Source organism: Pseudomonas sp. URMO17WK12:I6 (assembly GCF_003253625.1).
GTDB lineage: Bacteria > Pseudomonadota > Gammaproteobacteria > Pseudomonadales > Pseudomonadaceae > Aquipseudomonas.
Genome location: NZ_QKYZ01000013.1, coordinates 165,228 through 188,491 on the forward strand (window position 1 = coordinate 165,228; position 23,264 = coordinate 188,491).

At 58.7% G+C, this 23,264-nt stretch carries 16 protein-coding genes; 7 read left to right on the forward strand and 9 right to left on the reverse strand.

Annotated elements, in window-relative coordinates:
- Positions 1–165 precede the first annotated feature (165 nt).
- Together F475_RS22385 and F475_RS22390 are read left to right on the forward strand one after the other, a co-directional pair.
- Positions 166–3,276 carry a transglycosylase domain-containing protein gene (locus F475_RS22385; RefSeq protein WP_064616291.1) on the forward strand — a complete coding sequence of 1,037 codons (3,111 nt, stop codon included), beginning with the start codon at positions 166–168 and terminating at the stop codon, positions 3,274–3,276.
- A gap of 262 nt (positions 3,277–3,538) precedes the next feature.
- Positions 3,539–8,491 carry an NEL-type E3 ubiquitin ligase domain-containing protein gene (locus tag F475_RS22390; protein WP_371924390.1) on the forward strand — a complete coding sequence of 1,651 codons (4,953 nt, stop codon included), beginning with the start codon at positions 3,539–3,541 and terminating at the stop codon, positions 8,489–8,491.
- Between the two features lie 48 nt (positions 8,492–8,539).
- On the opposite strand, the gene F475_RS22395 is transcribed toward F475_RS22390, so the two are convergent.
- The 6 genes from F475_RS22395 to F475_RS22420 all read right to left on the reverse strand — a co-directional run bounded on the left by F475_RS22395 (position 8,540) and on the right by F475_RS22420 (position 15,474).
- A complete protein-coding gene (locus F475_RS22395; RefSeq protein WP_064616287.1) occupies positions 8,540–9,757 on the reverse strand; it encodes a hypothetical protein in 1,218 nt (405 codons plus the stop codon).
- A 38-nt stretch (positions 9,758–9,795) separates the two neighbouring features.
- A complete protein-coding gene (locus F475_RS22400) occupies positions 9,796–11,043 on the reverse strand; it encodes a hypothetical protein (RefSeq protein WP_111454743.1) in 1,248 nt (415 codons plus the stop codon).
- Positions 11,044–11,068: 25 nt separating this feature from the next.
- Positions 11,069–11,569: a CS1 type fimbrial major subunit gene (locus F475_RS22405; protein WP_111454744.1), complete on the reverse strand. Its 501-nt coding sequence runs from the start codon at positions 11,567–11,569 to the stop codon at positions 11,069–11,071.
- 3 nt (positions 11,570–11,572) lie between these two features.
- Positions 11,573–12,313, reverse strand: a complete 741-nt coding sequence (locus tag F475_RS22410; RefSeq protein WP_111454745.1) for a molecular chaperone — start codon at positions 12,311–12,313, stop codon at positions 11,573–11,575.
- Between the two features lie 40 nt (positions 12,314–12,353).
- Positions 12,354–14,876, reverse strand: coding sequence for a CS1-pili formation C-terminal domain-containing protein (locus F475_RS22415; protein ID WP_111454746.1), 2,523 nt, complete (start codon positions 14,874–14,876; stop codon positions 12,354–12,356).
- A gap of 109 nt (positions 14,877–14,985) precedes the next feature.
- Positions 14,986–15,474: a CS1 type fimbrial major subunit gene (locus F475_RS22420; protein ID WP_111454747.1), complete on the reverse strand. Its 489-nt coding sequence runs from the start codon at positions 15,472–15,474 to the stop codon at positions 14,986–14,988.
- A gap of 516 nt (positions 15,475–15,990) precedes the next feature.
- Between F475_RS22420 and F475_RS22425 the strand changes: the two genes are divergently transcribed.
- Together F475_RS22425 and F475_RS22430 are read left to right on the forward strand one after the other, a co-directional pair.
- Positions 15,991–16,572, forward strand: a complete 582-nt coding sequence (locus F475_RS22425; RefSeq protein ID WP_018926652.1) for a PadR family transcriptional regulator — start codon at positions 15,991–15,993, stop codon at positions 16,570–16,572.
- The gene (locus F475_RS22430) at positions 16,569–17,360 is read left to right on the forward strand and encodes a siderophore-interacting protein (RefSeq protein ID WP_111454748.1); all 792 of its coding nucleotides are present in this window, start codon (positions 16,569–16,571) and stop codon (positions 17,358–17,360) included. The genes F475_RS22425 and F475_RS22430 overlap by 4 nt, the downstream gene beginning before the upstream one ends.
- A gap of 184 nt (positions 17,361–17,544) precedes the next feature.
- On the opposite strand, the gene F475_RS22435 is transcribed toward F475_RS22430, so the two are convergent.
- From F475_RS22435 to F475_RS22445, 3 genes are all read right to left on the reverse strand, one after another.
- Complete coding sequence (locus F475_RS22435; RefSeq protein ID WP_026286466.1) at positions 17,545–18,189, reverse strand: Pr6Pr family membrane protein; 645 nt, start codon at positions 18,187–18,189, stop codon at positions 17,545–17,547.
- 2 nt (positions 18,190–18,191) lie between these two features.
- Positions 18,192–18,422 (reverse strand): VF530 family DNA-binding protein, encoded by a 231-nt coding sequence (locus tag F475_RS22440; protein ID WP_018926655.1) that lies wholly within the window; start codon positions 18,420–18,422, stop codon positions 18,192–18,194.
- A 160-nt stretch (positions 18,423–18,582) separates the two neighbouring features.
- The gene (locus tag F475_RS22445; protein ID WP_064616271.1) at positions 18,583–19,971 is read right to left on the reverse strand and encodes a PLP-dependent aminotransferase family protein; all 1,389 of its coding nucleotides are present in this window, start codon (positions 19,969–19,971) and stop codon (positions 18,583–18,585) included.
- Positions 19,972–20,319: 348 nt separating this feature from the next.
- Here F475_RS22445 and F475_RS22450 point away from each other — a divergent pair, with 348 nt between their 5' ends.
- The 3 genes from F475_RS22450 to F475_RS22460 are packed head-to-tail and all read left to right on the forward strand — an operon-like array spanning position 20,320 to position 23,156.
- A complete protein-coding gene (locus F475_RS22450) occupies positions 20,320–21,525 on the forward strand; it encodes a benzoate/H(+) symporter BenE family transporter (RefSeq protein WP_018926657.1) in 1,206 nt (401 codons plus the stop codon).
- Entirely contained in the window at positions 21,522–22,694 is a 1,173-nt protein-coding gene (locus F475_RS22455) for an FAD-binding oxidoreductase (RefSeq protein WP_018926658.1), read from the forward strand. Before F475_RS22450 ends, F475_RS22455 begins: the two co-directional genes overlap by 4 nt.
- Positions 22,695–22,724: 30 nt before the next feature.
- Positions 22,725–23,156 (forward strand): Rid family detoxifying hydrolase, encoded by a 432-nt coding sequence (locus F475_RS22460; protein ID WP_007941724.1) that lies wholly within the window; start codon positions 22,725–22,727, stop codon positions 23,154–23,156.
- Positions 23,157–23,264: the final 108 nt, after the last annotated feature.

The following is a 23,264-nucleotide window of genomic DNA, read 5'->3' on the forward strand; positions in this document are numbered from 1 at the left end:
GGCAAGCCCCCCTCACCACAGGTATGCTCCCTCGCCACAACAGCCCTTCTCCATAGGTAATCGTGCGCATCTGATATTTGGTTGTTCACAATTTTTTCACCAACGCCAACCACCGTCTAAGCTTCAAACAAGTCCGATCAATCTGCGTGAATGGATCAGTCGACTATGGGCGCTTTGTGGCAAACCGATTCGAGTGACACTGTGGTTCCGACTGAACGTGTGGATGAAGCGCCTTTACCTGAAAAACCCCGTCGTTCACGGCACGGCTGGGGGGCGTTCTGGTTGCTGCTGCTGATTATCCTGATTGTCCTGGGCCTGGCCGCGGCCAAGGAAATGCGCACCTCCAAGTTCCAGGCCCGGGAAATCAGCAAATATGCCGCCTCGCTGAAATACGAACTGCAACCCGGCCCCAGCGACGCGATTCGCTACCCTGGCGAAGGCCCGTTCGATCAGCGTCTGGGCTACAGCTCCCTGGATGAATTTCTGCCGCGCCTGCTCAAGCGCGATTACGTCATAGCGGCGCAAACCCGCTTTTCGCCTGCGCTGATGAAGTACAGCGACAAGGGCTTTTTCATTCCCTATACCGAGAAAATCCAAGCCGGGCTGTCGATCACCGATTGCCGTGCGGCCCCGCTGTATCAGTTCAAGTATCCACAACAGCTCTATTCAAGCTTTGCCGCGATCCCGCCGGTGGTGGTCAACAGCTTGCTGTTCATCGAAAACCGCTTTCTGCTCGATCCGCACCAGCCCCTGGCCAACCCCGCCGTGGACTGGCCACGGTTCGGCATGGCGGCGTGGTCCCAGGTAGCCAAGCTGTTGCGCCTGCCCGGCCAATCGGCGGGCGGCAGTACGCTGGCGACACAGCTTGAGAAATATCGACACTCGCCCGACGGCTTGACCGTGTCGGGCGCGGAAAAAATCCGCCAAATGATTTCCGCCAGCGTGCGGGCCTATCAGACGGGGCCGGAAACCCTTCAGGTACGGCAAAATGTGATCCGCGATTACCTCAACAGTGTTCCGCTGTCCGCAGTACCGGGCCACGGTGAAGTGCATGGCATGGCCGAAGGTTTGCGTGTGTGGTACGGCGCCGACTTCAACAAGGCCAACGAACGGCTGGCCAGCACCGACACCGATCAGAAAAGCCTGGCGGAAAAAGGCCTGGCCCTGCGTGAAATGCTGTCGCTGATGATTGCTCAACGCCGCCCTTCGCACTACTTGACCAAGGGCCGCGATGAATTGGCCAGCCTGACCGACAGCCATATTCGCCTGCTGTCACAAAATGGGGTGATCGATGCACCGCTCGCGGCGGCGGCACTGGCCAGCCAAGTGACCTATCGCGACTGGCAGACCCAGCCCACCATCCAACCGATCGAAACCAACAAAGGCATCAGTGTCGCGCGCAGTCGCCTGGGCAGTTTGCTCAACCGGCCGCTGTATGACCTCGACCGCCTCGACCTTTCCGCCACCAGCACCCTGCAAGGCGAGCTGCAAACCCAGGCCACCGCATACCTCAAGCATCTGGCCGACCCAGCCTATGCAGCGGAAATCGGCCTGATCGGCGAACGCCTGCTCACCCCCACCAGCACCACGCAGGTGCGCTACAGCTTCACCCTGTTCGAACTGACCCCGGACGGCTCGCGGGTACGGGTGCAGACCGACAGCACCGACCAACCGTTCGACATCAATGAAGGCAGCAAGCTGGAACTGGGCTCCACCGCAAAAATGCGTGTGCTCACCACTTACCTGCAGATCATCTCCGAATTGCACGATCGCTACGCAGGCATGACCGTTGCCGAACTGAAGAAAACCGAAGTCGCCGAACAGGATCGCCTGAGCAGCTGGGCCGTCGATTACATGATTCAGAACACCGACCGCAGCCTGCCAAAAATGCTCGGCGCCGCACTGGATCGCAAATATTCGGCCAGCCCCGGCGAGGCGTTTTTCACCGGTGGTGGGCTGCACACGTTCGTTAACTTCCGCAAGGAGGACAACGGCCGCATGCCGTCCCTGCGCGATGCCATTCGTGAGTCGATCAACCTGCCGTTCATCCGGCTGATGCGCGACCTGGTGCGCTACAGCACCTACGCAGGCCCCAATAGCAGCGCCGAATTGCTCAAGGACGACCGCGACCCGCGGCGTCAGGAATACCTGGCCCAGTTCGCCGACCGCGAAGGCACCGCATTCCTGTTGCGGTTCTGGAAGAAGTACCAGAACAAAGACACCCAGACCCGCCTCGAGACCTTCCTCGACAGCATGCACCCGACACCGATCCGCATGGCGGCCGTGCATCGCTACCTATTCCCGCAGGCCGACCAGGAGAGCTTCAACACCTTCGTGCGCTCACACCTCAAGGGCGCCAAGCTCACGGAAAAACTCACCGACGAACGCCTCGAACGTCTGTACCTGAGTTACGGCCCGGGCAGCTACGACCTGCCGGATCAGGGCTTCATCGCCAAGGTCCACCCGCTGGATCTGTGGCTGATGGGCTACTTGCTGAACAACCCCGACGCCAAGTTCAGCCAGATCGTCAAAGCCAGCGAATTCGAACGCCAGGAGGTTTACAGCTGGCTGTTCAAAAGCAAACACAAGGGCGCCCGTGACAGCCGTATCCGTACGATGCTGGAGATCGAGGCGTTCCTCGACATTCATCAACGCTGGCAGAAAGTCGGCTACCCGTTCGATCACCTGGTGCCCTCGCTGGCCACCGCCATCGGCAGCTCCGGCGACCGCCCCGCCGCACTGGCGGAGCTGATCGGCACCATCCTCAACGACGGTGTACGCCTGCCGACGCTGCGTATCGACAGCCTGCACTTCGCGGCCGGTACGCCCTATGAAACCCAACTGATCAACAATCCGGTCGTCGGCAAACGCGTAATGCCTTCCGAGGTGGCAACCGCCATGCGCGAGGCCTTGTCGCAAGTGGTGGATGCCGGCACGGCCAAACGCGTGGCAGGCAGTTTCAAACTGGCCAACGGCACCCCGCTGGCCATGGGCGGTAAAACCGGGACCGGCGACAACCGCATCGAAGCCATCGGTCCGGGAGGGCGGATTCTGAGCTCGAAATCGATCAACCGCACAGCAACATTCGTGTTTTACATCGGCGATAGCCATTTCGGCACCTTGACCGCCTACGTGCCGGGGCGCTCGGCCGAAGCCTTCAAATTTACCTCGGCGTTGCCCGTGCAAGTGCTCAAGGGCATGGCGCCCATCCTGATGCCGTATCTGCAACCGGGGAGTGGCACCGGATGTTTGCCCGTGGAGCTCTCCCGCCGCTGACCGGGTGGTAAATAGTTATTTTCGGCATGGAAAATTCCAATGCTTTCGGCACTCTCCACAGGTGTTCCGCGCAGTAATTCAGACTTTTACTTTGAGCGACGAAGGATAGGCTGTTGCCTTCCATAACTGCTCAAGGCTGATAAAAACAATGTCAGATTTACAAGGACGTAAAACTGCCCGCCCAGGAGGGGCAGACGACGATAAGGGCCGTCACTACGCTTTCATCCAGAGTCGAATTCACCCGACATTCAAGGATGCTTCGTTGCGCAGGGCGCGGGAACTGAGCCTCACACAAACCCGTTCCGGACAATGGATCAGGACCGCCACTCAATCTGCTCACACACAGTTACAAGATGCCAACCTTGAACTCTGGTCTGCCCAGAACAAGGTGGATCGGTTTCTCGAAGAGTTACAAAACGTTGATGACTTCGCTGAACCCTTGCTCACCGATGCATTGATGAAACAGTACGGGGTCGATGTCGATGTCAGAACCACTTACTTGCATCTTTACTTACCCAAGGAACGCCCCTGGTATGCCATCGACGTCACAGGCGGCGTCGTCACCCGAACCGTCTCCCTGCTGAACGCTGCCCTGCACAACTTCGCACGCAGCGAAACCTGCGAGCCGGATTCCGACTTCATCAGCCAGCCCGATGAGCGCGGTCTGTTCGACGTCCTGCCGGTCAAACGCAAAATGTCCATCGCCCAGTTCCAGACTCTGTGTCGCGAGCTGGACATTGGCGCGCGCTATGCCCGATACCTTGAAGACCGCTTGCTACCCGGCGATGCCGTCGCCAGGCGTTTTCTGCAACTCAAAATCATCGACAGCGAGAAAGCTGCCTTTAAGGCAGCCGTTCAACAAGCGCTGATGACCGGCGACATTGATGCCGACGCGAGCGACCTGATCCTGAAGATGCTCGATGGCCAGCGCAACCTCACCCGCAAGGGCCGGGTAATGCATTTCGCTGAACTGTCCATTCTGGACAGCCGGCTGGCCGGGATCGTATTGATCACACCGGACCTGTACCGTGAGCACAGGCGAGAGGTCGTGCCGATATTCGCGTATGTCCCGCAAGACCCTGAACATCCGTTGAAAGAGTACCCTTCAACGGTCGCCTTCATGAATGAACTGACTCGCCAGCTGCGGGACAACCCGCTCATCTCGTCCACTGGAATGACTTATCGCCAGTTCTTCAGCCGGTTCGTCGATCAGCCGGAGCGAGGGCATTTTTTCGGTGGGTTGCAGCAGCGTCTGTTCGAGGTGAAATGGCATCAGAAAGATCCGCTGGATCCAGGGCCCAGCTGGCGGGAAGTGCCGGTCGAGCAACCCAATCTTCGTTTCAGCGCCGTACCGATCCGCGGCGAATTCTGGAAATACCGCTTTGAGCAGAAGCTGAACAAAATCCTCAATGACGCCCGACACATCGCCGTGTCCACCGCCGACACCGATCGCAATGCCCGATGGGCCTGGTGGGAGAATTTCAAGAAAATAGTCTCGGACATCTTCAACGTCGCCCTGATGGTCGTCACACCGTTCGTGCCGGGGTTGGGGGAATTGATGATGGCCTACACCGCCTATCAGATCGCCAACGATGTCATCGAAGGCTTCGTCGACATGACGTTGGGGCTGTGGAACGAAGCCGTCGAGCACATCGTGGGTGTGGTGGAGGATGCCATTCAACTGGCGGCGTTCGCCGCCGGGGCAAACATTGGCAAGGTCGTGCGTCTGAAACTCTCGCCACTGATCGAAGGCATGAAACCGGTCACGCTGCCCAATGGCGAGCCACGCCTGTGGCATCCCGATCTGCGGCCTTACGAACTGCCGGATGTGAAGCTGTCGGCCGACTCCGGTCCTGACGAACTGGGCCTGCATACCCACCAGGGCCAGGACATCCTGCCGCTGGATGAAACACACTTCGCCGTGCAGAAAGACCCGCAAACCGGCAACTACCACGTCAAGCATCCACACCGCGCCGATGCGTATTCACCCGAGTTACGACACAACGGCCTCGGCGCCTGGACTCACGAAGGCGAAAACCCGCGAGCATGGAGTACCCCGAAACTGCTGCGCCGTCTCGGCCACACCGTCGACGGTTTGACCGACGCGGATCTCGAACGCGTGCGCATTGCCAGCGGCACCGACGACGGCGCACTGCGCCGGATGTACATCGACAACACGGCTGCGCCACCGCTACTGGACGACAGTCTCGAACGCCTGCACCTGCAGCGCCAGGCCCGGCACAGCATTGAACGGATTCGCACAGGGCTGGCGCTGGATCCGTCCTCCTACTGGTTTGAACCGCTGGCGACCTACCTGGACGGCTGGCCTGCGGATAAATCGCTGAAGGTTTATCACAACGACGACCTGACCGGTCCCTTTCGCCAGTACGGCAATCCCCAGGCAACGGACGGGCAGACGCTGTCCATCAGCCTGTCGCATCTGTTGAGCAACCGGTTTGCGCCAAGCCTGGTCAACTTCCTCGATGAAGCGGAATTGCAAGCGGTACTCGGCCGGCCAATGGCGAAAATCGAACAGGTGCAAGCGCTGCGCGATCGGCTGGCGGACGAAGCCAATCGCCTGCTTCCAGACATCGTCAATCAGCTGTACCAAGGCGCACAAGCATCGGACGATCCGCAAATCAGGCTCGTTCGCCATGAGTTTGCACAGCTGCCGTCCCGTGCGGTGAAGACCCTGCTGAGCCGTGCCGACAGCCCTGACCTCAAGCGAATGGGACAAGAGCAGCGCCTGCCTTTGAACATCAAGATCCGCGCCCGTGAAGCAGACTTCGAAGTCCGGGCAAACCATGCCTATGAAGGGTTCTACGACGATGCGCAGTGGGTGCCGGAAACCGAAAGCCTGGTGCTCAATGCGCTCAGGATTCATTCCGACACGTTCAATGAGTTACGCATCGAAGTACGCGAAGGCAGCGATGCCGGCCCCCTGCGCTGCAGCGTGGGTACGCAGGACGCGTCGACCGTCCGGATACTGGTCCGGGATGAGGTGAACTGCTTCGAAGTCTGGGACGCGCAAAACCACAAATTGCGGGAAGCCGCCGATTTTTTCGAAGCGGTGCTCAACGCCTTGCCGAAAAACAAACAGACGCAATTGGGTTATCGACCCGGCCAGGGCCGTTTTTTCAAACAATGGGTCATGGTCAAGACCCAGACGCCTGCCGAACGCCGCACCGTGCTCCTCGCGCCACCGATCCGTCCGCGGGCGGATCACGAAGACATGATGCTGTTGCGCGGCCCTGGCTTGTCCACCCGCAAAGCCACCCTCACGGAAAGGGTGCGGGACCTCTACCCCCACTTCAACGAACGAGAAGCCGATACCTTTGTGCGATCCCTTGGCTCGCCGGAACAAGGGCATCAGACCCTGACACGACTGGACCGCGAACTGCATGATCTTGAGGTGCTGCTCAATAAATGGCGATATCGGCAACCTGATAGCTGGGGCCCGGATCGCCAAGGGTTCGTCCGCGGTGGCGGGCTGCACATCAGCGAACGGCTCATCGATTGTTTCAGGAGAAAGCCCACCGTATTCGGCGAGCGCAGCACCACTTCCGATGGCGGCTATGCACTGGACCTTTCCACGGAAATCGACGCTGTCGACCTCGAGCGTTGGTGGAAGGAACTGCCGGACATCAAGCACTACCTCGATCAGATCACCACGTTGAACCTGGACCGCACGACGTTCTCCCAGAAAGCCTCCGGCCTGTTGAAAGACTTCCCCCACCTGCGGCAACTGAGCGCCCGCGGTTGCGGCTTGACGCAGCTGCCCGACAGCATCGGCAAGATGCATTACCTGCGCACGCTACGACTGATGAACAACGACATCAGGCTGACGCCGGCGTCGGTCGGGCAGCTGCGAAACCTGACCCGTATCGAAACACTCAGGCTCGATGACAACCCAAGGCTGGGGATGCTGCCGAACGTTGAGCGCATGCCCAGGCTCAGCATCCTGAGTCTGAGCAACACGGGGGCCACCACGTGGCCCGACGGGCTCTTTGCGCCCAACAAGCGTCGGCCTCGAGGATTTTTTCTGGATCTGCAGGAAAACCCGATCAGGATCATTCCCACCGTCGTGCCCGGCTCTGACGATGCGTTTATCGTGGCGCGGACCCGCCTGTTCGAAATGAACCTGTCTCAGGCCAATGTCGTCAAGTTCCAGGCGTATCGACGCTCGGTCGGCATCTCGCCCACACAGGTCTATACCGACGCCGCCACCGACGCGATGGCCCAATGGCCGATGAAGGATGACTCGGAGTGGTGGAGTGCCGAAGTCTCCGGGTTGGGGACCTTCCGCCAGGAAGCCTGGCACGACCTGATGTCCGAGCCTGGCTCTGAAGGGTTTTTCGCCTTGATCCAGAAACAGACCACCTCGGCCGATTACCGGGCCGGCGGTGAATTGCGTAATCAACTGAGCAGCCGGGTATGGCGAATGGTCGAAGCCGTCGACCTGGACAGCGAGTTGCGCGCCGATCTGTTCGAAATGGCAACGTCGCCCACGACCTGCGCCGATGCGGGAGCCCAGATGTTCAACCACATGGGCATCAAGGTGCTTGCCTCCGAAGCCTATGCCTTGTCGACATCGGGCGCCATGCTGGAAAGCAGGTTGGTCAGGTTGGCAAAAGGGGCGGCCCGTCTTGCGCGGGTGGAAGATATTGCACGGGCCGATTTCGCCAAACGTCCGGGCGGCGACGAAATTGAAGTGTACCTCGCCTATGAGAGCGGCCTGGCGCAACGTCTCGATTTGCCGTGGCAATCGACATTGTTGCGGTATCCCGAATTGGCCAGGGTGAACGCTGAAATGCTCGACACGGCGTTCGACACGGTAATGTCGATGGAAGCCGGCGACGGGTTGGTCAATGGAATGATCGAACAGCCGTACTGGGAGAAATACCTGCGTGACACCTATCCCGCGGAGTTCCGGCGCAATGCCCGGATGTATGAACACAGGACCGACCTGCTGGATGAACTGCGCGAGGCCCAACGCGCCTGGGCCGGTTCCAAAGAGCAGTTGATTGTGCAACGACGCGCGCTCAAGCAGCGGTTACTCGACCTTGCCAGTCAACTCAACGTCCCGGAAAGCCTTGTGCTCACCGGCGAGGAAATGACGGACGAGGTCTATGGCGGTTTGCTCAACGACATCGGCTACGAGGAAAAACAGCTGAGCCGTCGGTTGACCCGAGCGGCACTGCAGAACGCCGGATAATCAGCCCCATCCCTGAAGGCGATCACGCCTTCAGGGCGTCTTCCACTGTTATCCCACTTCGGAGTCCCATATCACGGTGATGTTTCCGGAATAACTGGACGACACCCCGGGCTGGATCATGTAATCCACATAATTCGGTGCAATCTCGAAATGCAGGGTGCCTGGCGCGCGATCAACGTAGAAACCGGGCCTGAACTCCTGCGCATTCACCTGGCCTATGCGCAGCGGTCGACGGTTGACCGGTTGGCCGCTGACGTCCGTCAAGCCATTGGGCAGGCTGACACTCAGTTGTACCTGGGCAACGCGACTGGAAACAGGGTCGCGGATCAAGCAATGCGTCGACCCGCCCTCTCCGCACTCCAGGTGCATTTTGAAGCGGCTCGACGACGAGATGTTGAACGTCTGATCGCGAAACAGCCGGGTCGGTTTACGCCCCTGGGTCAGCCAGGCTTGCCAGCCACCCTGCGGCACCAGTTCAACGCTGCTTCCACCGGGCGGGATCTCGACTTTCAACGTATGTTCAACGCTTAAAGTGAAATTGAGGGTGATCAGATCGTCGTCAGGCAACATGACATCGCCCATGTCGAAATCCTGATGCGGCCCGACGGTGTAGTTCAGCACGCCGCGATAGGTGCCTGCCGACATTTTGAGCGGGTTGGGCGTGGCCAGCTCGTAGCTGAACCCCGTGTTTTCATAAGCGAACTGGTAGTCCTGGGTAATGTCTTTTTGTGCCTGCTTGGCACACACCTCCGCATTGGCCGGCACTCGCCAAAAGAACGCATAGTACAAGGCAGTGCCATAACCCACCCCGCCATATCTGCAGGGAGGAGGCGCGTTGACCCAGGTACTTTGCCAGACCCCTGTGGGTAGAGGCGTCTTGATCGTGTAAGCGGCACCGATACCGTTCACGCGCATCCTGAGCGTCTCGGACTCACCGGTATCGTCGTGCACCACCGTGACGTCTCGCCAGGATGAAGGAACCCGGAACATCGCGCCCCGACGCTGCTCATGCAGCGCCGGTATATCTGCCGCCGCCCGGAAGCGAACGGGCAACAAAATGCTGAAAACACCCTCCTCGCAGTACTCGGGGTGATCTCCGCAATACCCGCCCTGAGGGGTCGTATTGATAAAGGTGTTTTGCATCGGTTTCGCCGGATCGGGACGAAATACCGCGGTCATTTCAACGGTGCTGGCGAGCGCGGTCTGCATGAACGCCCCCGCCAAACCCAAGCCGCTCAGCGGGATGATTTTCCTGAGCATTTCCATGATTGCTGCACTCCTTTTCACTGCATTGGCGCAAGACACTAAACTTCTGAATCCCACACCACTGTCACGCGTCCCGAATACTGTCGTTGTTGTCCGGGGCGAAGCATTTCTGCCACTTCACTGGCGGGTATTTCGAAATGCAGCGTTCCCGGTTTGCGATCCACATAAATCCCTGGCATGAACAACTGCGTGCCACTGCCATCCAGGCTTAGTGGCCGACGATTGACAGGTTGACCGTCCGCGTCCATCAAACCATGGGGCAGACTTACGCCGACGTTCAGCGGCACAAAGTGACCGGACAACGGTTCATTCAGCGAGCAGGTATTGCCTTGGACGTACTGACACTGCAACTGCATTTTGAAACGTGAACTGGCGGAAATGTTGAAGGTCTGGTCGCGAAACAGGCGCGTCGGTTTTCGCCCTTGCGTCAGCCAGGATTGCCAGCCGCCCTGCGGGATCAGTTCAACACGGCTTCCACCTGGAGGCACCTCGACCTTGAGGGTGTGCTGTACGTCCAAAGCGAAGTTCAACTTCAATGAAGTACTGCTGGGCAGCATGATGTCGCCCATGTCGAAATCCGCCCCAGGGCCAACGCTGTAGGTCAGATTGCCAGCATATTTGCCCGAGGACATACCTAACGGGTTAGGGGTCACCAGTTCATAGGCAAAATCGAGATAGCTATATCGCAGCCAAGGCACATTGAATTTAGCCTGTTTATGGCACGAGCCATCGGTTGGGGTTTTCCAGAAAAAACCATAGGTATTCGACGTGTACAAACCCACGCCGCTGTAAAGACAGGGAGACGGTGCGTAAACCCAGCTCTGCCCCCACAGTTGACCGTGGGCAAGCCGATAATCGTCGCCTCCACCTACCAGACTGATCACGTCTTCGGTCACATATCTGGATCCTATACCCGCAATGCGCACCTTAACGGTTTCCGCTTCGCCGGTGGATTCGTGGAAAACCGTCAGATCTCGCCACTGCGCTGGCGCTTTTATCAACGCACCCTTGCGTGGATCCTCGTGATGGGCGGTGATCGGCGCGATGGATTCGAATTGGATCGGCACCCTGAGACTGAACATTTCGTTGTCGACGCATTGCTGAGGATAACTGGCGCAATAACCACTGGGTGGCGTGTCATTGTGGAATTTATTGCGTTGCGGATTCGCCGAGTCCGGTTTGAACGAGGCTTGAATCTGTACCTCCTGGGCCCATACCGAAGATAGCGATCCCAGGAGCAAGGCCATTACACCTGCACATTGTTGTAATGCTTGAAAACGAATCATCTCTTTAGGCCTCACAGAATCGGTATCAAGTACCCGGCATCACCGCGTTGAAGATCATGTTGACGCTGCCAAAGTAACTGCCGGGCTTGTAAACCCCATCGGCAGGCGGCATCGGGAGGATTTCCAGCACCACGCGTTTACCAGGCGCGGCCTCGGCCAGGGACACCACTTCGCTGCTCTCGTGCTCGCTCAACTGTTTGCCGTTGAACAGCACCCGCAAGGCAATGTCATGGGCGTCGGTGCCGTTGGACAGATACGGCCGGCCTTCCAGCCGCGCCTCGATCGAGCCCGCTTCGTTCTTCACGTCGAAGTACTTGCGCAAGCCACCCAGTGTCGACGACGTCAAGTTCCAGGGCAGTTGCTGTTCGCGATGGATCCAGCCCGGGTCCGATGGAATGACATAGAACACCTGGGTCGGAATCGTCACGAACACTTCGAAGGTGTGCTCTTCCCGGGCGGCGAAGACATCAGCGCTCGTCCACATCGCGACAACCGACAAAAAGACCTGGGTCAGCTTCCTGCTCATGGGTTATCCCTTCACGTTCAGTTTTTTGCTGCGTTCACCTTCAACCAGGGTGAAGCGATATTCGCGACCGGCCTGTTTTTCGAACTCAAAAGTGCGCCCCGCCAGAATGTGATGCTTGGTCGTGGGCTGGCAGTCCTGCTCGTTTTTAACCGAACAATCCTTGAACTCATCGATCACCACCACGCTGTTGCCGTTGTTGCGAATCCGATACATGCCTGCGCCGTTTTCAATCGCACTGTCGAAGCGTGTTTCCTTTGGCCGTACGAAAAACACCGCGCCGTAACCCGCCAGCACGGTAACCCCGGCCGACAGGGATTTTTTGTAGTCTTCCCGCTCTTCGCCGGACACCGCGAATTCGTCCTCCTTCTCCGGCACCACGGGTACGAATCGCACCCGGAAATAACGCTCCCTGTCGCGCTCGCCCATGAACAGCAGACGAGTGCCCTGCATGCCATTGGCAGGCACGATCAGTCGCGCGGGACTTGCCATCAAACCATCGCGGGACTTGCCGTCGGTGTTGGATTTGAGCGGCACTTCCTGCGACTTGCCGTCGGCGTCGTAGAGAATTTCGAGAATGTTTACCTTGACGAATGTAGTGCTGTCGCCGCCATTGAATACACGCTTCAGATAGGTGCTTTTACCACCGTCCAGATAATCGTAAACGGTGCCGATATTGATACTCGGTCCGGCATGAACAGCTTGGGAAAACAAACAAAAACCCACAAATGCCAAAAGACGTTTCATCGTCCCTACCTCGTTAATTAATCAAGTTTTCCCGGGGGGGTTAACCCGCGGTTGGAGCCATGAAAGTCGCATCGGCCAACGTATCCGGCGTGCAACGCAAATCGCCGATCATCAGCACGTTGTTTTCGGTACGCCCATTGTTCGGGTCCAGGCGGAACTGGCACAGCAATTGGCTGCCGTGGCGCACTTCCAGGGTCGGTGAACCCGCATTCATTTCCATGGAGAAGAAACCGTCCACTTCGCTCACCCCACGGCTGGCGTGGTTGATGATGTGATGGCCTTTGAGTGGGTTGCCCTGCGGGTCGATCAGGCGCCCGAGGACGGTCAGGGTTTTCATCACTTTCACCTGGCGATATTCCACACCGCCCTTGTTCAGGTGATAGCTGGAACGGGCCGGTTGGATGGTGGCGGCGGGAACGTGGTTGCCCTCGAAATCGAAACTGACCGAGCTGCTTTTGTACGCGGTGATCGGCACGAAATTGCGCCCGGGCTTGAGCACCGCGCTGCCGCCGCTCAAATCATCGGCGCGCAAGGCGATGTCCTCGATGTCCGACTCCACGTCGATGATCATGCCGGCACCGTTGCGGTGATATTGGCTGGTCATGACCATTTTTTGCCCGCCGACGGCCACGGTGCTGTCGAGGTTCAAGCCCCCGGTAAGGTCGTTGTTGAAGGACGAGCGCTGGATGAAGCCGTCGCCGTTGACAAGGTCGGAACTCATGGTCGCCATGGCATTCAACCCGATGCCGTAGGTGTCGGTGATGGCCGTGGCGGAGACGCTTTGCAGCAGATGGTCCTGAAGGGTTTTGCGGTAGGTGATCGAAGCGTTGTTATCGCGCCCGCCATCACGGTCGGTGCGAGTGCCGATGCTGCCGGAAAGCTGTTCACCGGGGCCACCCAACGCGATGTTGACGCTCAAGTCGATACCCCGATTGCGGTCGTCTCCCGAACTCACGCTGCCCGGTCGATCAAACAGCGACAGGCGCCAATTGGCGTCACTGCCAAACAGTTGGGTGCGCTGGGTCCAGCCCAGATCCACACCCGTCCCGTTGGTGTTGCCTTCGCTGTGGGACACCCGGGCATTGACCGAGCTTTTGCTGTTGAGTCGATGATTTATCGACAGGGAAGAGTTGCTGGTCTGGCCAATAAATACATTGCGCTGACGTACCCGCGTGCCATCGGGCAGCGTGTCGTACAGCCGGGTGGTATCGAGCCAGCTACGGTTGTGGCTGGCGACGATGCTGCCGCTGCCATAGGAATAAAGCCCTTGCACGTCGAAGCCGGTACCGTAGTCCTCGGTTTTGTAGACGTTGGCATAGACGCTGGCGTTGTTGACGATTGCCCAATCGACCGACGTGCCGTACTGCAGAGCGTCGCGCACCTGTCGACCCGACAAGCCCAGGATGACTCGCGGGTGCAGCAGGAAGTTGAACGCGGCCCCCGCCGTCATGTCGCCCTCGGCCTGCTCTTCCCAGTTGCTGAGCAATTTCGATTCGCGGCCGGCGAACAGGTTATAGCGCCAGCGCTCGTCATGGTTACGCCAGTTGTTGGGTTTGTAGACCAGCTCTAGGGTGCTGGAGGTGATTTGGCCGTCTTCGATCAGACGCACTTCCACTTCATAAATACCGCCGGGCAGCGGACGCGTATCGAGGGTCTGCAACCCGGCAGGCACCGCCTGGGTGTTGATCAGCAAACCGTCGCGGTAGATCTCCACCGAACCCTGTCGATTGGCGGTGACGTAAATCGGATAGACCGCCGGTTTCGGGTTGTTGATGGCCAGGCTGTCGGAGCTGCCGTACATGACGCCCAATGCGGTGTCGGGGCTCGCGCCGAAGGCACGTGGCTGACGGGTCAGGCCTTCGGACGTCGGTGTGAAATAGCCCAGGCGCAGAAAATTGCCCTCCAGCTCGCGCTGGGTAAAGAGCTCATGCACCGCGTGATACAGCTTGTTATCCAGACCGCCCAGTCGAGACAGTTGCAGATTGACGGCCTGGGTCCAGTTACCCAGACTGCTGCTGGCTTCCAGGCCGTAGCGCCCGCCCAGGTCCTGGTTCTGCCCGCCGTTGAGGTTCAGCTGGTTACGCACGATCAACCCGGTGCTGCCGCCTTCAGGCAGGTTGTAATAACGCTGTACCTGATCGTCGCGCTCAGCGTTTTGGGTGAGGATCGACACCAGTGAGTTTTCAAGGCTGTAGTGCACGGCCAGCAGTTGCTCGGGGCAATTGGCCTGGCAGCCGCCGAGCGCCACCCCTTGTTTCAGATAGTTGGCCCAGATGTCGCGTTCACTGGGCTTGATCATGCTGTCGCTGACATCGGCGAAGTCAACGAGGGTGATGCGATCGTCGCGGGTCAACACGACCATCGCCTCACCGAGAAACTGTTGGTCAAGTTCCACGCGCACCGCCAGTGGCACATCAAAGAAATGCTCTTCGAATTCGGTCGGCAACCCCTTGGCCTGCGCCAACAGACTTCGAGGTGTATGGCCGTTTTCCGTGGGCGCGGCCAGGGCAGTTGCACAAAAACATAGGGCAAGCGCCGTCGCGATGGGCGTCATCGGGAACATGAACGAAATACTCTGAAGATAAATTCGTTGAAACCCGATCGACAGGCAAAACTTGCCCGCCGATCGGTAAGTGTTATGAATTAAGGATGAACCTTAGTTAATAACGGTATTACGGAATGCGAGGAATGGCATCGAAGATCACCACTGGATTGGCGGTGTACAGGCCATTCTGGGTGTCGGTTGGTTTGGTAGCGGCAATCACCAGGTCAGCTTGCATGCCGCCGTTGGACTCGGCGTCACCGACCACTTCCTGCGACACGCCGGTCAGGGTTGTGCCATTGAACATGTAACTCAATGCGATGGTGTTGATGCCGTTGGACAATGGCTGCGGGCCGCCTTCGACGTAGGCGCCGACCGAACCGTTGGTGTGTTGTACATCATAAGTCGCACGGATCGGAGTCAATGTACCGGAGCCCAACACATAGCCCATTTTCTCGTCTTTACCGAAGTTCGGATCCCGCGGCTGAGCGTGGAAAACCTTGCTTGGAATGGTGGCGCTGATATTGATGGACGTGCGCGATTCTTCCGCAGCGAACGCTACCGAAGAGCTCAGGGCCAGCAGGGTCATCGGAACGGCGATTGCAAACTTCTTGAACATTGTTGAGTACCTGTCTTTTTCAAAGGATCGGACCGTGGAAAGTCACAACAAGCCAACACCCGGCACGAAGCATGGCGTTTTTGCTTAACTTTCGACGCCGGAGAATGATCGACCAATCGCTTGAAAAAGTAAGTACGTAACTTCCGAAGAACATGTAGTAACAATAGCTCTCGAACAGCAGGAAAAAAGTTAAAAAAACAGCAACTTTATTGTTTTGCCCTCAGAGAAATACTACACACAGTTTTAACTGAAAAAACACACAGACAAGAACTGTTTTAAACTTCCGTAAGACCAATACTACTGTTCAGACAAGAATAGACCAGCAATAAACGGAAGAATTTTATAATTAGTTCAATTACTCTAAAAATCAACCTTAAGTAGCATCCTCGTCACTCCCTTGCGCTCCCACTCGCGCCTTTCCCCAAGCCCTCCAATCTCGACCGTTGGTCAAGAACGCTTGCGCCAGCCTTAAGATATATCTTAAGTTGTATCTAAACACGACGAGAGAAAGCAAAAATGAGAGACCATCATTCCCCCCACCGCGAACACGGCGACGGCCGCGACGGCTTCGAGAAACGCCCAGGTCCCGGCCGAGAGCGCGGCGGTCGAGGCCCACGCGTATTCGCCCCTGGCGACCTGAAATTGCTGCTGCTGGCACTGATCGCCGAGCAGCCGTGCCACGGCTATGACCTGATCCGCCAGATCGAAAGCATGTTCGACGGCGCCTACAGCCCCAGCCCTGGCGTGATCTACCCGACCCTGACCTTCCTTGAAGAAAGCGAATTGATCCTGGGCGACGCCGAGGGTGGCAAAAAACGCTACAGCATCACCGACGCCGGACGTCTGTCATTAAGCGAGCAGGCGATTGCCCTGGACGGTGTGCGCATGCGCATCGAAGTCAGCAAGCGCTCATTGCGCGGCCAGGACCGCCCGGCCGAGATCCATGAAGCGGTGCACAACCTGCGTCATGCCTTGCAAATGCACCATGGTCGCTGGAGCCCGGAAGAAATCCTGCGGGTGCGCGACCTGCTCAACAACACGGCCAAAGCCATCGTCGACGGCCCCGCCGTTCAACCCGTTTCGGAGAAAGTCGAATGACCGACGTTATCGTGCCATCCCAAACCATTCACCGTGTCAGCCACGAGATCAAACGCCGTCGCCTGCAAGTGCTGCGGGTGGTTGACCTGACGCCGCGCATGCGCAGGATTACCCTGGGCGGCCCGGAACTCGCAGGCTTCGTCAGCCTCGGCACGGATGACCACGTCAAACTGCTGTTCCCGCAAAACGCAGCGGAACAGGCCGCGCTGGAAACCCTGGTACTCGGTGCCGGCAAGGACAACGGGCCGATGCCCGCAATGCGCGACTACACGCCCCGTCGTTACGACCTGGACACGCTGGAACTGGACATCGACTTCGTGCTGCACGGCGACGGCCCTGCCTCGACCTGGGCCGAGCAGGCCAAACCCGGCCAGTTCCTGCACATCGGCGGGCCGCGTGGCTCGATGATCGTGCCGGACATCTTCGACAGCTACCTGCTGATCGGTGACGAAACCGCCCTGCCCGCCATCGCCCGTCGACTCGAAGGCCTGGCCGCCAATCGGCGCGCACTGGTGATCGTGGAAGTGGAAAACGGCGCCGAACAACAACGCCTGGAAAGCGCCGCGCAAGTCGATGTGATCTGGGTGCTGCGTGAAGGCGGCAAAAACAACCTGCTGACCACCGTGCAACAGATCAAAGTGCCCGCTGGCAATCTGTATGCGTGGGTGGCGACCGAAACCAAAGCGTCGCGGCAGATCCGCCGGGCATTGCTCGATGAGCATGGGCTGGACGAGCAGTTTGTGAAGGCTGTCGGCTACTGGCGGCTGGAAGACAGCGACGAGGAATAAACGCCACGCTGTGGCTGCATGCTTTTTGTGGCGAGGGAGCTTGCTCCCGTTGCGTCGCGCAGCGGCGCTAAAACCTGCAACGGAGTTTTAACCGGCACAGCATATTTGCTGATTTTGCGACTGCTTTGCAGCCGAACGGGGGCAAGCCCCCTCGCCACAAAAACTCCCTCGCCACAGTCAGTGTTCACTTGCGATCCGTACGCCACCGATCCAACCCGATCACCAACAGTGAAACCAGCACAAACCCCGCCAACAATCCCCCAGCATTCACGAACACCTGTGGATAACCCAGTTTGTCGACATCAATGAACGGATAGGGATAAACCGCCAGCAGATGCCCACGCCAAAGCGAATAGCCGAAGTACACCAGCGGATAAATCACCCACAACGCAATGTGCCGCAGCCGCAACGTCCCCTTGGGTACACAGAACCACCAATAAACCAGGAACAGCAGCGGCATGACGTCATGCATCAGCTCATCGGCCAGCCATTGCCAGCCTTCGGGATGCCATAAATGGCGCAACAACAGGCTGTACGCCACGCCGACCACCGCGATACTCACCGCAATGGCACTGCTCACCCACGGCTGCAAAAACCAGCGTCGCGCCGCCGACTCGCGAGACGTCAGTTCACAGGTCAGCACCACCGCCACCAGCGTATTGGTCAGCACCGTGAAAAAGCTGAAAAAACTCACCAGCCCGCCCAGCAGGCTGGCCGCGATACTCCAGCGGGCATAGAGAATCAGGTACATCTGAATGCTCAAGCCTGCCCAGCCCAGAATCGCCGCCACGGCCACACAACGACGCCTCGCGATCGAGGGTATGACCATGCTCAGACCGGGCGCTTGGTGCGCATCAGTTTCACGTACAGACGCTCGACCTTCTCCCGCGCCCACGGAGTTTTGCGCAAAAAGGTCAGGCTCGACTTGATGCTTGGGTCGCTCTTGAAGCAGCGGATATCGATACGCTCGGCCAGCCCCGACCACTCGTAGTGCGCAACCAGGGCGTTGAGGATTTGCTCCAGCGTCACGCCGTGCAGGGGATCAGGGTTGTGTTCGGTCATGCCGGGCCTTCGAACGATGAAAGGATGGGGAGCCGCGCACCTTAACGGAGGCTTTCGTCCGGTGGAAGGGCTCCGGACAGAGGCATTCGTCAGAGACTGAATTAACTGTAGGTGAGTTGGCCATCATCCGAGGGACAAACGTCAGGAGATAGCACCCGGCTCAGTAATAACGACGCGGGTCCGAATCGATCAGGCTGGCCAGCTTGGTCAGGGCAAACCGCAATTCGTCCTGGCTGGTGGGCGACATCAACACCAGTCGCACGCAGCGCGTAATGCCGCTACGTTCGGCCTGGAACTGGGTACCGCTGAGGACCAGCACACCGTTGGCACGGGCCAGCATGGTGAATTCGTCGCTGGTCCAGGGCTCGGGCAACGTCAACCAGACGTGGTAGGAATACGGCTGGGTCTTGAGCTCGAAATTGGCGAAGATTTCCTGAGCGATCGCCTGCCGCCCGGCGGCCTCGTTGCGCTGAATGCGTATCAGCTTTTTATCCAACCCCTCGGTGATCACGTTGCTGGCCAACTGAGCGGTCAATGGCGACGGCATCCAGACGCTGCTGCGCACCATGGAGGTCAGGCGCGACAGCAGTTTCGGCGGGCTATAGAGATAGCCAATCCGCAAGGCCGGCATGACCGACTTCGACAGACTGGTCAGGTACACCGAACGATCCGGGGCAAACGCCGACAGCGGCTTGATCGACGGGTCGGTGGCCAGAAAACCGTAGATGTCATCGTCCAGGATAATGAAGTCGAACTCCTCGGCCAACGCCGCGATTTGTGCCCGACGTTTTTGCGACATGATCGCCGCCGTTGGGTTCTGGCACGTCGCCACGCAGACCAGCATCGCCGGTTTCTCACGCTGGCACAGCTCACGCAGCGCTTCGGGAATGATCCCTTCATCGTCCATTGGTACGCCACGCAGGCGTCGTTCGAGTCCATGGGCAAGGGAAATGATGCCGGGGTAGCAGAGCTCCTCGCAGAGCACCAGATCACCGGCGTTGGTCAACGCACTCATCGCGACCATCAAACCATGCTGTGCGCCGGCGGTGATCACCACTTGCTGCCATTGTGCATCGGGCAACGAATGGCGCAGCCATTGCGCGCCCGCCTCGCGATGAGCCGGATGACCGCCATCGGGGGCATAGTCGAGGGTATGGGCAAAATCCGTGCTTTTGGCCATGCCCACCAAGGCTCCACGCAACCAGTATTCCAGGGTTTCGCTGTAAGGCTTGATGATCGAAAGGTCCAATAACTCAGACTGCCCAAGATTCAGCGAAACGGCACTGTTGCTGGCCGGCAGTTCCAACTGTTTCTGGTTGAGCACATAAGTGCCACGCCCCACTTCCCCCTGCACCAGACGCCGCCGATGGGCTTCGCTATAGGCACGACTGATGGTACCGGGCGTGACATTCAGCGTGGTGGCCAGCTCCCGCAGGGTCGGCAGACGATCACCTTCGTTCAACACGCCGTTGCTGATATCGCGCGCCAACGCGTCGGCAATCGACAAATACATCGGCTGGCTGAACTCGCTTAGCTGAGGAACCCACATGAATGATCGCTACCCATCGTAGAAATGATGAATATCCGAGCATATCACATGGTGGTTAGGCAACTAATAAATGGATTAAATCAATAAATTGAGTCGATTGATTCGGCGAATGAATCGAAAAGCATCTTTCATGCAAAATATTTTTCAAAAACGATATTTTCTTATAAATCAAATAGTTATTTGAAAAAAGCCTGACAAATACAGCTTGATAGCAAAAAAACATCTCGTAACAACCTCCTCGCCTATTGAATCAACTCAATTCATTCAAATACACTCATCTCGAATCGAAGCAATCGACTCAATCTCATTCTGAATCACCGCGTGCCAGCCACGCCAAGCCGAGACATCATGGACACACTCAGAAAGGATCTATCCCTGTCAGCGATCATTGCAGGCTTCATCGCCGTGATCATTTCCTATGCCGGCCCGCTGATCATCGTGTTTCAGGCGGCCCGGGAGGCACACCTGCCCAATGATCAAGTGTCGTCCTGGATCTGGGCTATTTCCATCGGCAGCGGCATTACCGGTCTGTTATTGAGCTGGCGCTTGCGGATTCCGGTGATTACGGCATGGTCGACACCGGGTGCGGCGTTGCTGGTGTCGATGCTGCCCACGGTCTCCCTGCCCGAGGCCATCGGCGCCTATGTGGTGGCTTCGGTGATTATCGCGGTGGTCGGCTTGTCCGGTGCGTTCGACAAATTGATGAGTCGCCTGCCAAAAGCCATCGCCGCCGCCATGCTCGCCGGCATCCTGTTTCGTTTCGGCGCTGAACTCTTCACCTCAATCAAGCTGCAGCCGAGCATGGTGCTGTCAATGATCGCGGCGTACCTGCTGTTCAAACGCTTTTCACCGCGCTACGCCATCCTGTCGGTATTGATTGTCGGCTGCGCCGTGGCCGCCTCGTTCGGTGGACTCAACACAGGTTCGATCACCGTCGATGTCGCTCACCCGATCTTCATTGCCCCGCAGTGGAGCTGGCACGCGATCATCAATATCGGCCTGCCGCTGGCCCTCGTCACCCTGACCGGGCAGTACGTGCCGGGCATGGCGGTGTTGCGCACCTCGGGCTACAACACCCCCGCGCGCTCGATCATTTCGGTCACAGCCATCGGCTCGATTTTGATGGCGCCATTCGGCTCCCATGGCTTAAACCTGGCAGCCATCACCGCCGCTATCTGCACCGGCCGCGAAGCCCATGAAGATCGCGACAAGCGCTACATCGCCGGGATCGCCTGCGGGGTGTTCTACATTCTGATGGGCATCTTCGGCGCGACCCTCGCTTCGGTGTTTTCTGCCTTGCCCAAAGAGCTGATCGCCTCCCTCGCCGGCCTGGCCCTGTTCGGGGCGATCAGCGCCGGGCTGACCGGAGCCATGGCTGACGAGAAACAACGCGAAGCGGCGCTGATCACCTTCCTGGTCACCGCCTCGGGCATGAGTTTCCTGGGGCTGGCCGCTGCATTCTGGGGGCTGATCTTCGGGCTCGTGGCACATTTCGTACTGACCTACACCCGGGAAAGCAAATCCGGCACCGTCGTCGAGGGCAGCCGACCATGACCGCTCGTTACGACTTCATCGTGGTTGGCGGCGGGATTGCCGGGGTATCCGCCGCCTATGAACTGGCGGCTCACGGCAGCGTGTGCCTGCTTGAACGCGAACCACAACTGGCCTATCACACCACCGGGCGTTCGGCGGCGATTTCCATGGAAAGCTACGGCAACCAGCAGATCCGCTCGCTGACTTGTGCCTCCCGGAGCTTTTTCGAGAATCCGCCCGAGGGGCTCGCCGAACATCCATTGTGGGCACCACGGGGTGCGTTGATCGTGGCCCAGGCGGCACGTGTGGATAAGTTGGCCGCCCGTTTCACCGCGGTTCTCGGGCAGGTGCCGACGGCGCAGTTCCTCGACGAGAAACAAGTCCTTGAACTGGTGCCTTACTTGGCAGAGGGCGCGTGGAGCGCGGGGATTTTCGAACCCAGCGCCTTCGATCTGGATGTACACGGCATTCATGGTGCCTATCTTGGCGGCCTGCGCGCTCGCGGCGGTGTGGTCAAACGTGAGACCGAAGTGTTGCGGGGCCAGTACCGTGCCGGTCACTGGACGTTACACACCCAGGATGGCCAGCACCTCGAGACCGCGATTGTGGTCAACGCCGCCGGCGCCTGGGCCGATGAATTGGCCGAGCGCTGCGGTTTGCCGAAGGTAGGTGTGCGGCCACTGCGCCGCACGGTGCTGGCGGTCGATCCGCAATGCGACGTGCACCGCACACCATACCTGGGAACGGTCGACGAAGACATTTTCATCAAGCCGGAAGCCGGACGCCTGATCGTCTCGCCTTGCGATGAAAGCCCGTCGTTGCCTTGCGATGCCCTGCCGGATGAACTCGATCTGGCCATCACCATGGATCGCCTGCAAAACACCACACGGCTGCGCCCTCGCTCGATCATCAACAAGTGGGCAGGCCTACGCACCTTTGTTGCCGACCGTTCGCCGGTATTGGGCCAGGACCCGTTGCAGGAAAGTTTCATCTGGCTTGCCGCACTGGGCGGCTACGGCATTCAGGCCGCACCGGCCATTGCCCGGTTGTGCAGTCACGCCGCACTGGGCAACGCAATGCCGTCCGACCTGGCGGCCCTGCACCTCAACTACCAGCACTTTTCCCCGGCGCGTTGCCGTGACGAGGAATTCTCGGCCCTGGCCGTGCGACAGGTTGCCGACTTGCACTAACCCCCCAACCCACTAACAAGGATCGTCATCATGCAGACCAACGCTCAACTCCAGCCCTTGGCCAAACCTTTTCTGGGCGAAGAAAACGTCATCTTCACCGACAAGGCCCCGCTGCCTCTGGGCACTTACTCCCAAGGCATCAAGGTCAGTCATGGGCAGACCATCTACCTGTCGGCACAGACCCCGGTCTCGGCGTTGAACAATGAAGTGCTGGCTCAGGATTTCGAAGGGCAACTGCGTCAGACCCTGGACAATCTGGCGCAGATGGCCGAAGCCGCGGGCGGCACTCTGGCGAACGTGGTCAAGGTCACTGCGTTCATCACGGACCTGAGCGAGTTCCCGACCCTGAACCGGGTCATGGAAGAGTATTTCACCCAGCCTTATCCAGCCCGCACCACCGCCGGCGCCAGCGCCTTGGCGCGCAATACCCTGGTCGCCATCGACGCCATCATGGTGGTCTGAAAAAAAATCTTCGGATAGCGAAGTACCCGTCGGTCCGGCGCATCGGAGTGATCCGTGTTTCCGCGCTGAACCGACGTTGTCAGGGAAGCGTACTTTCAAGGGTTGGCC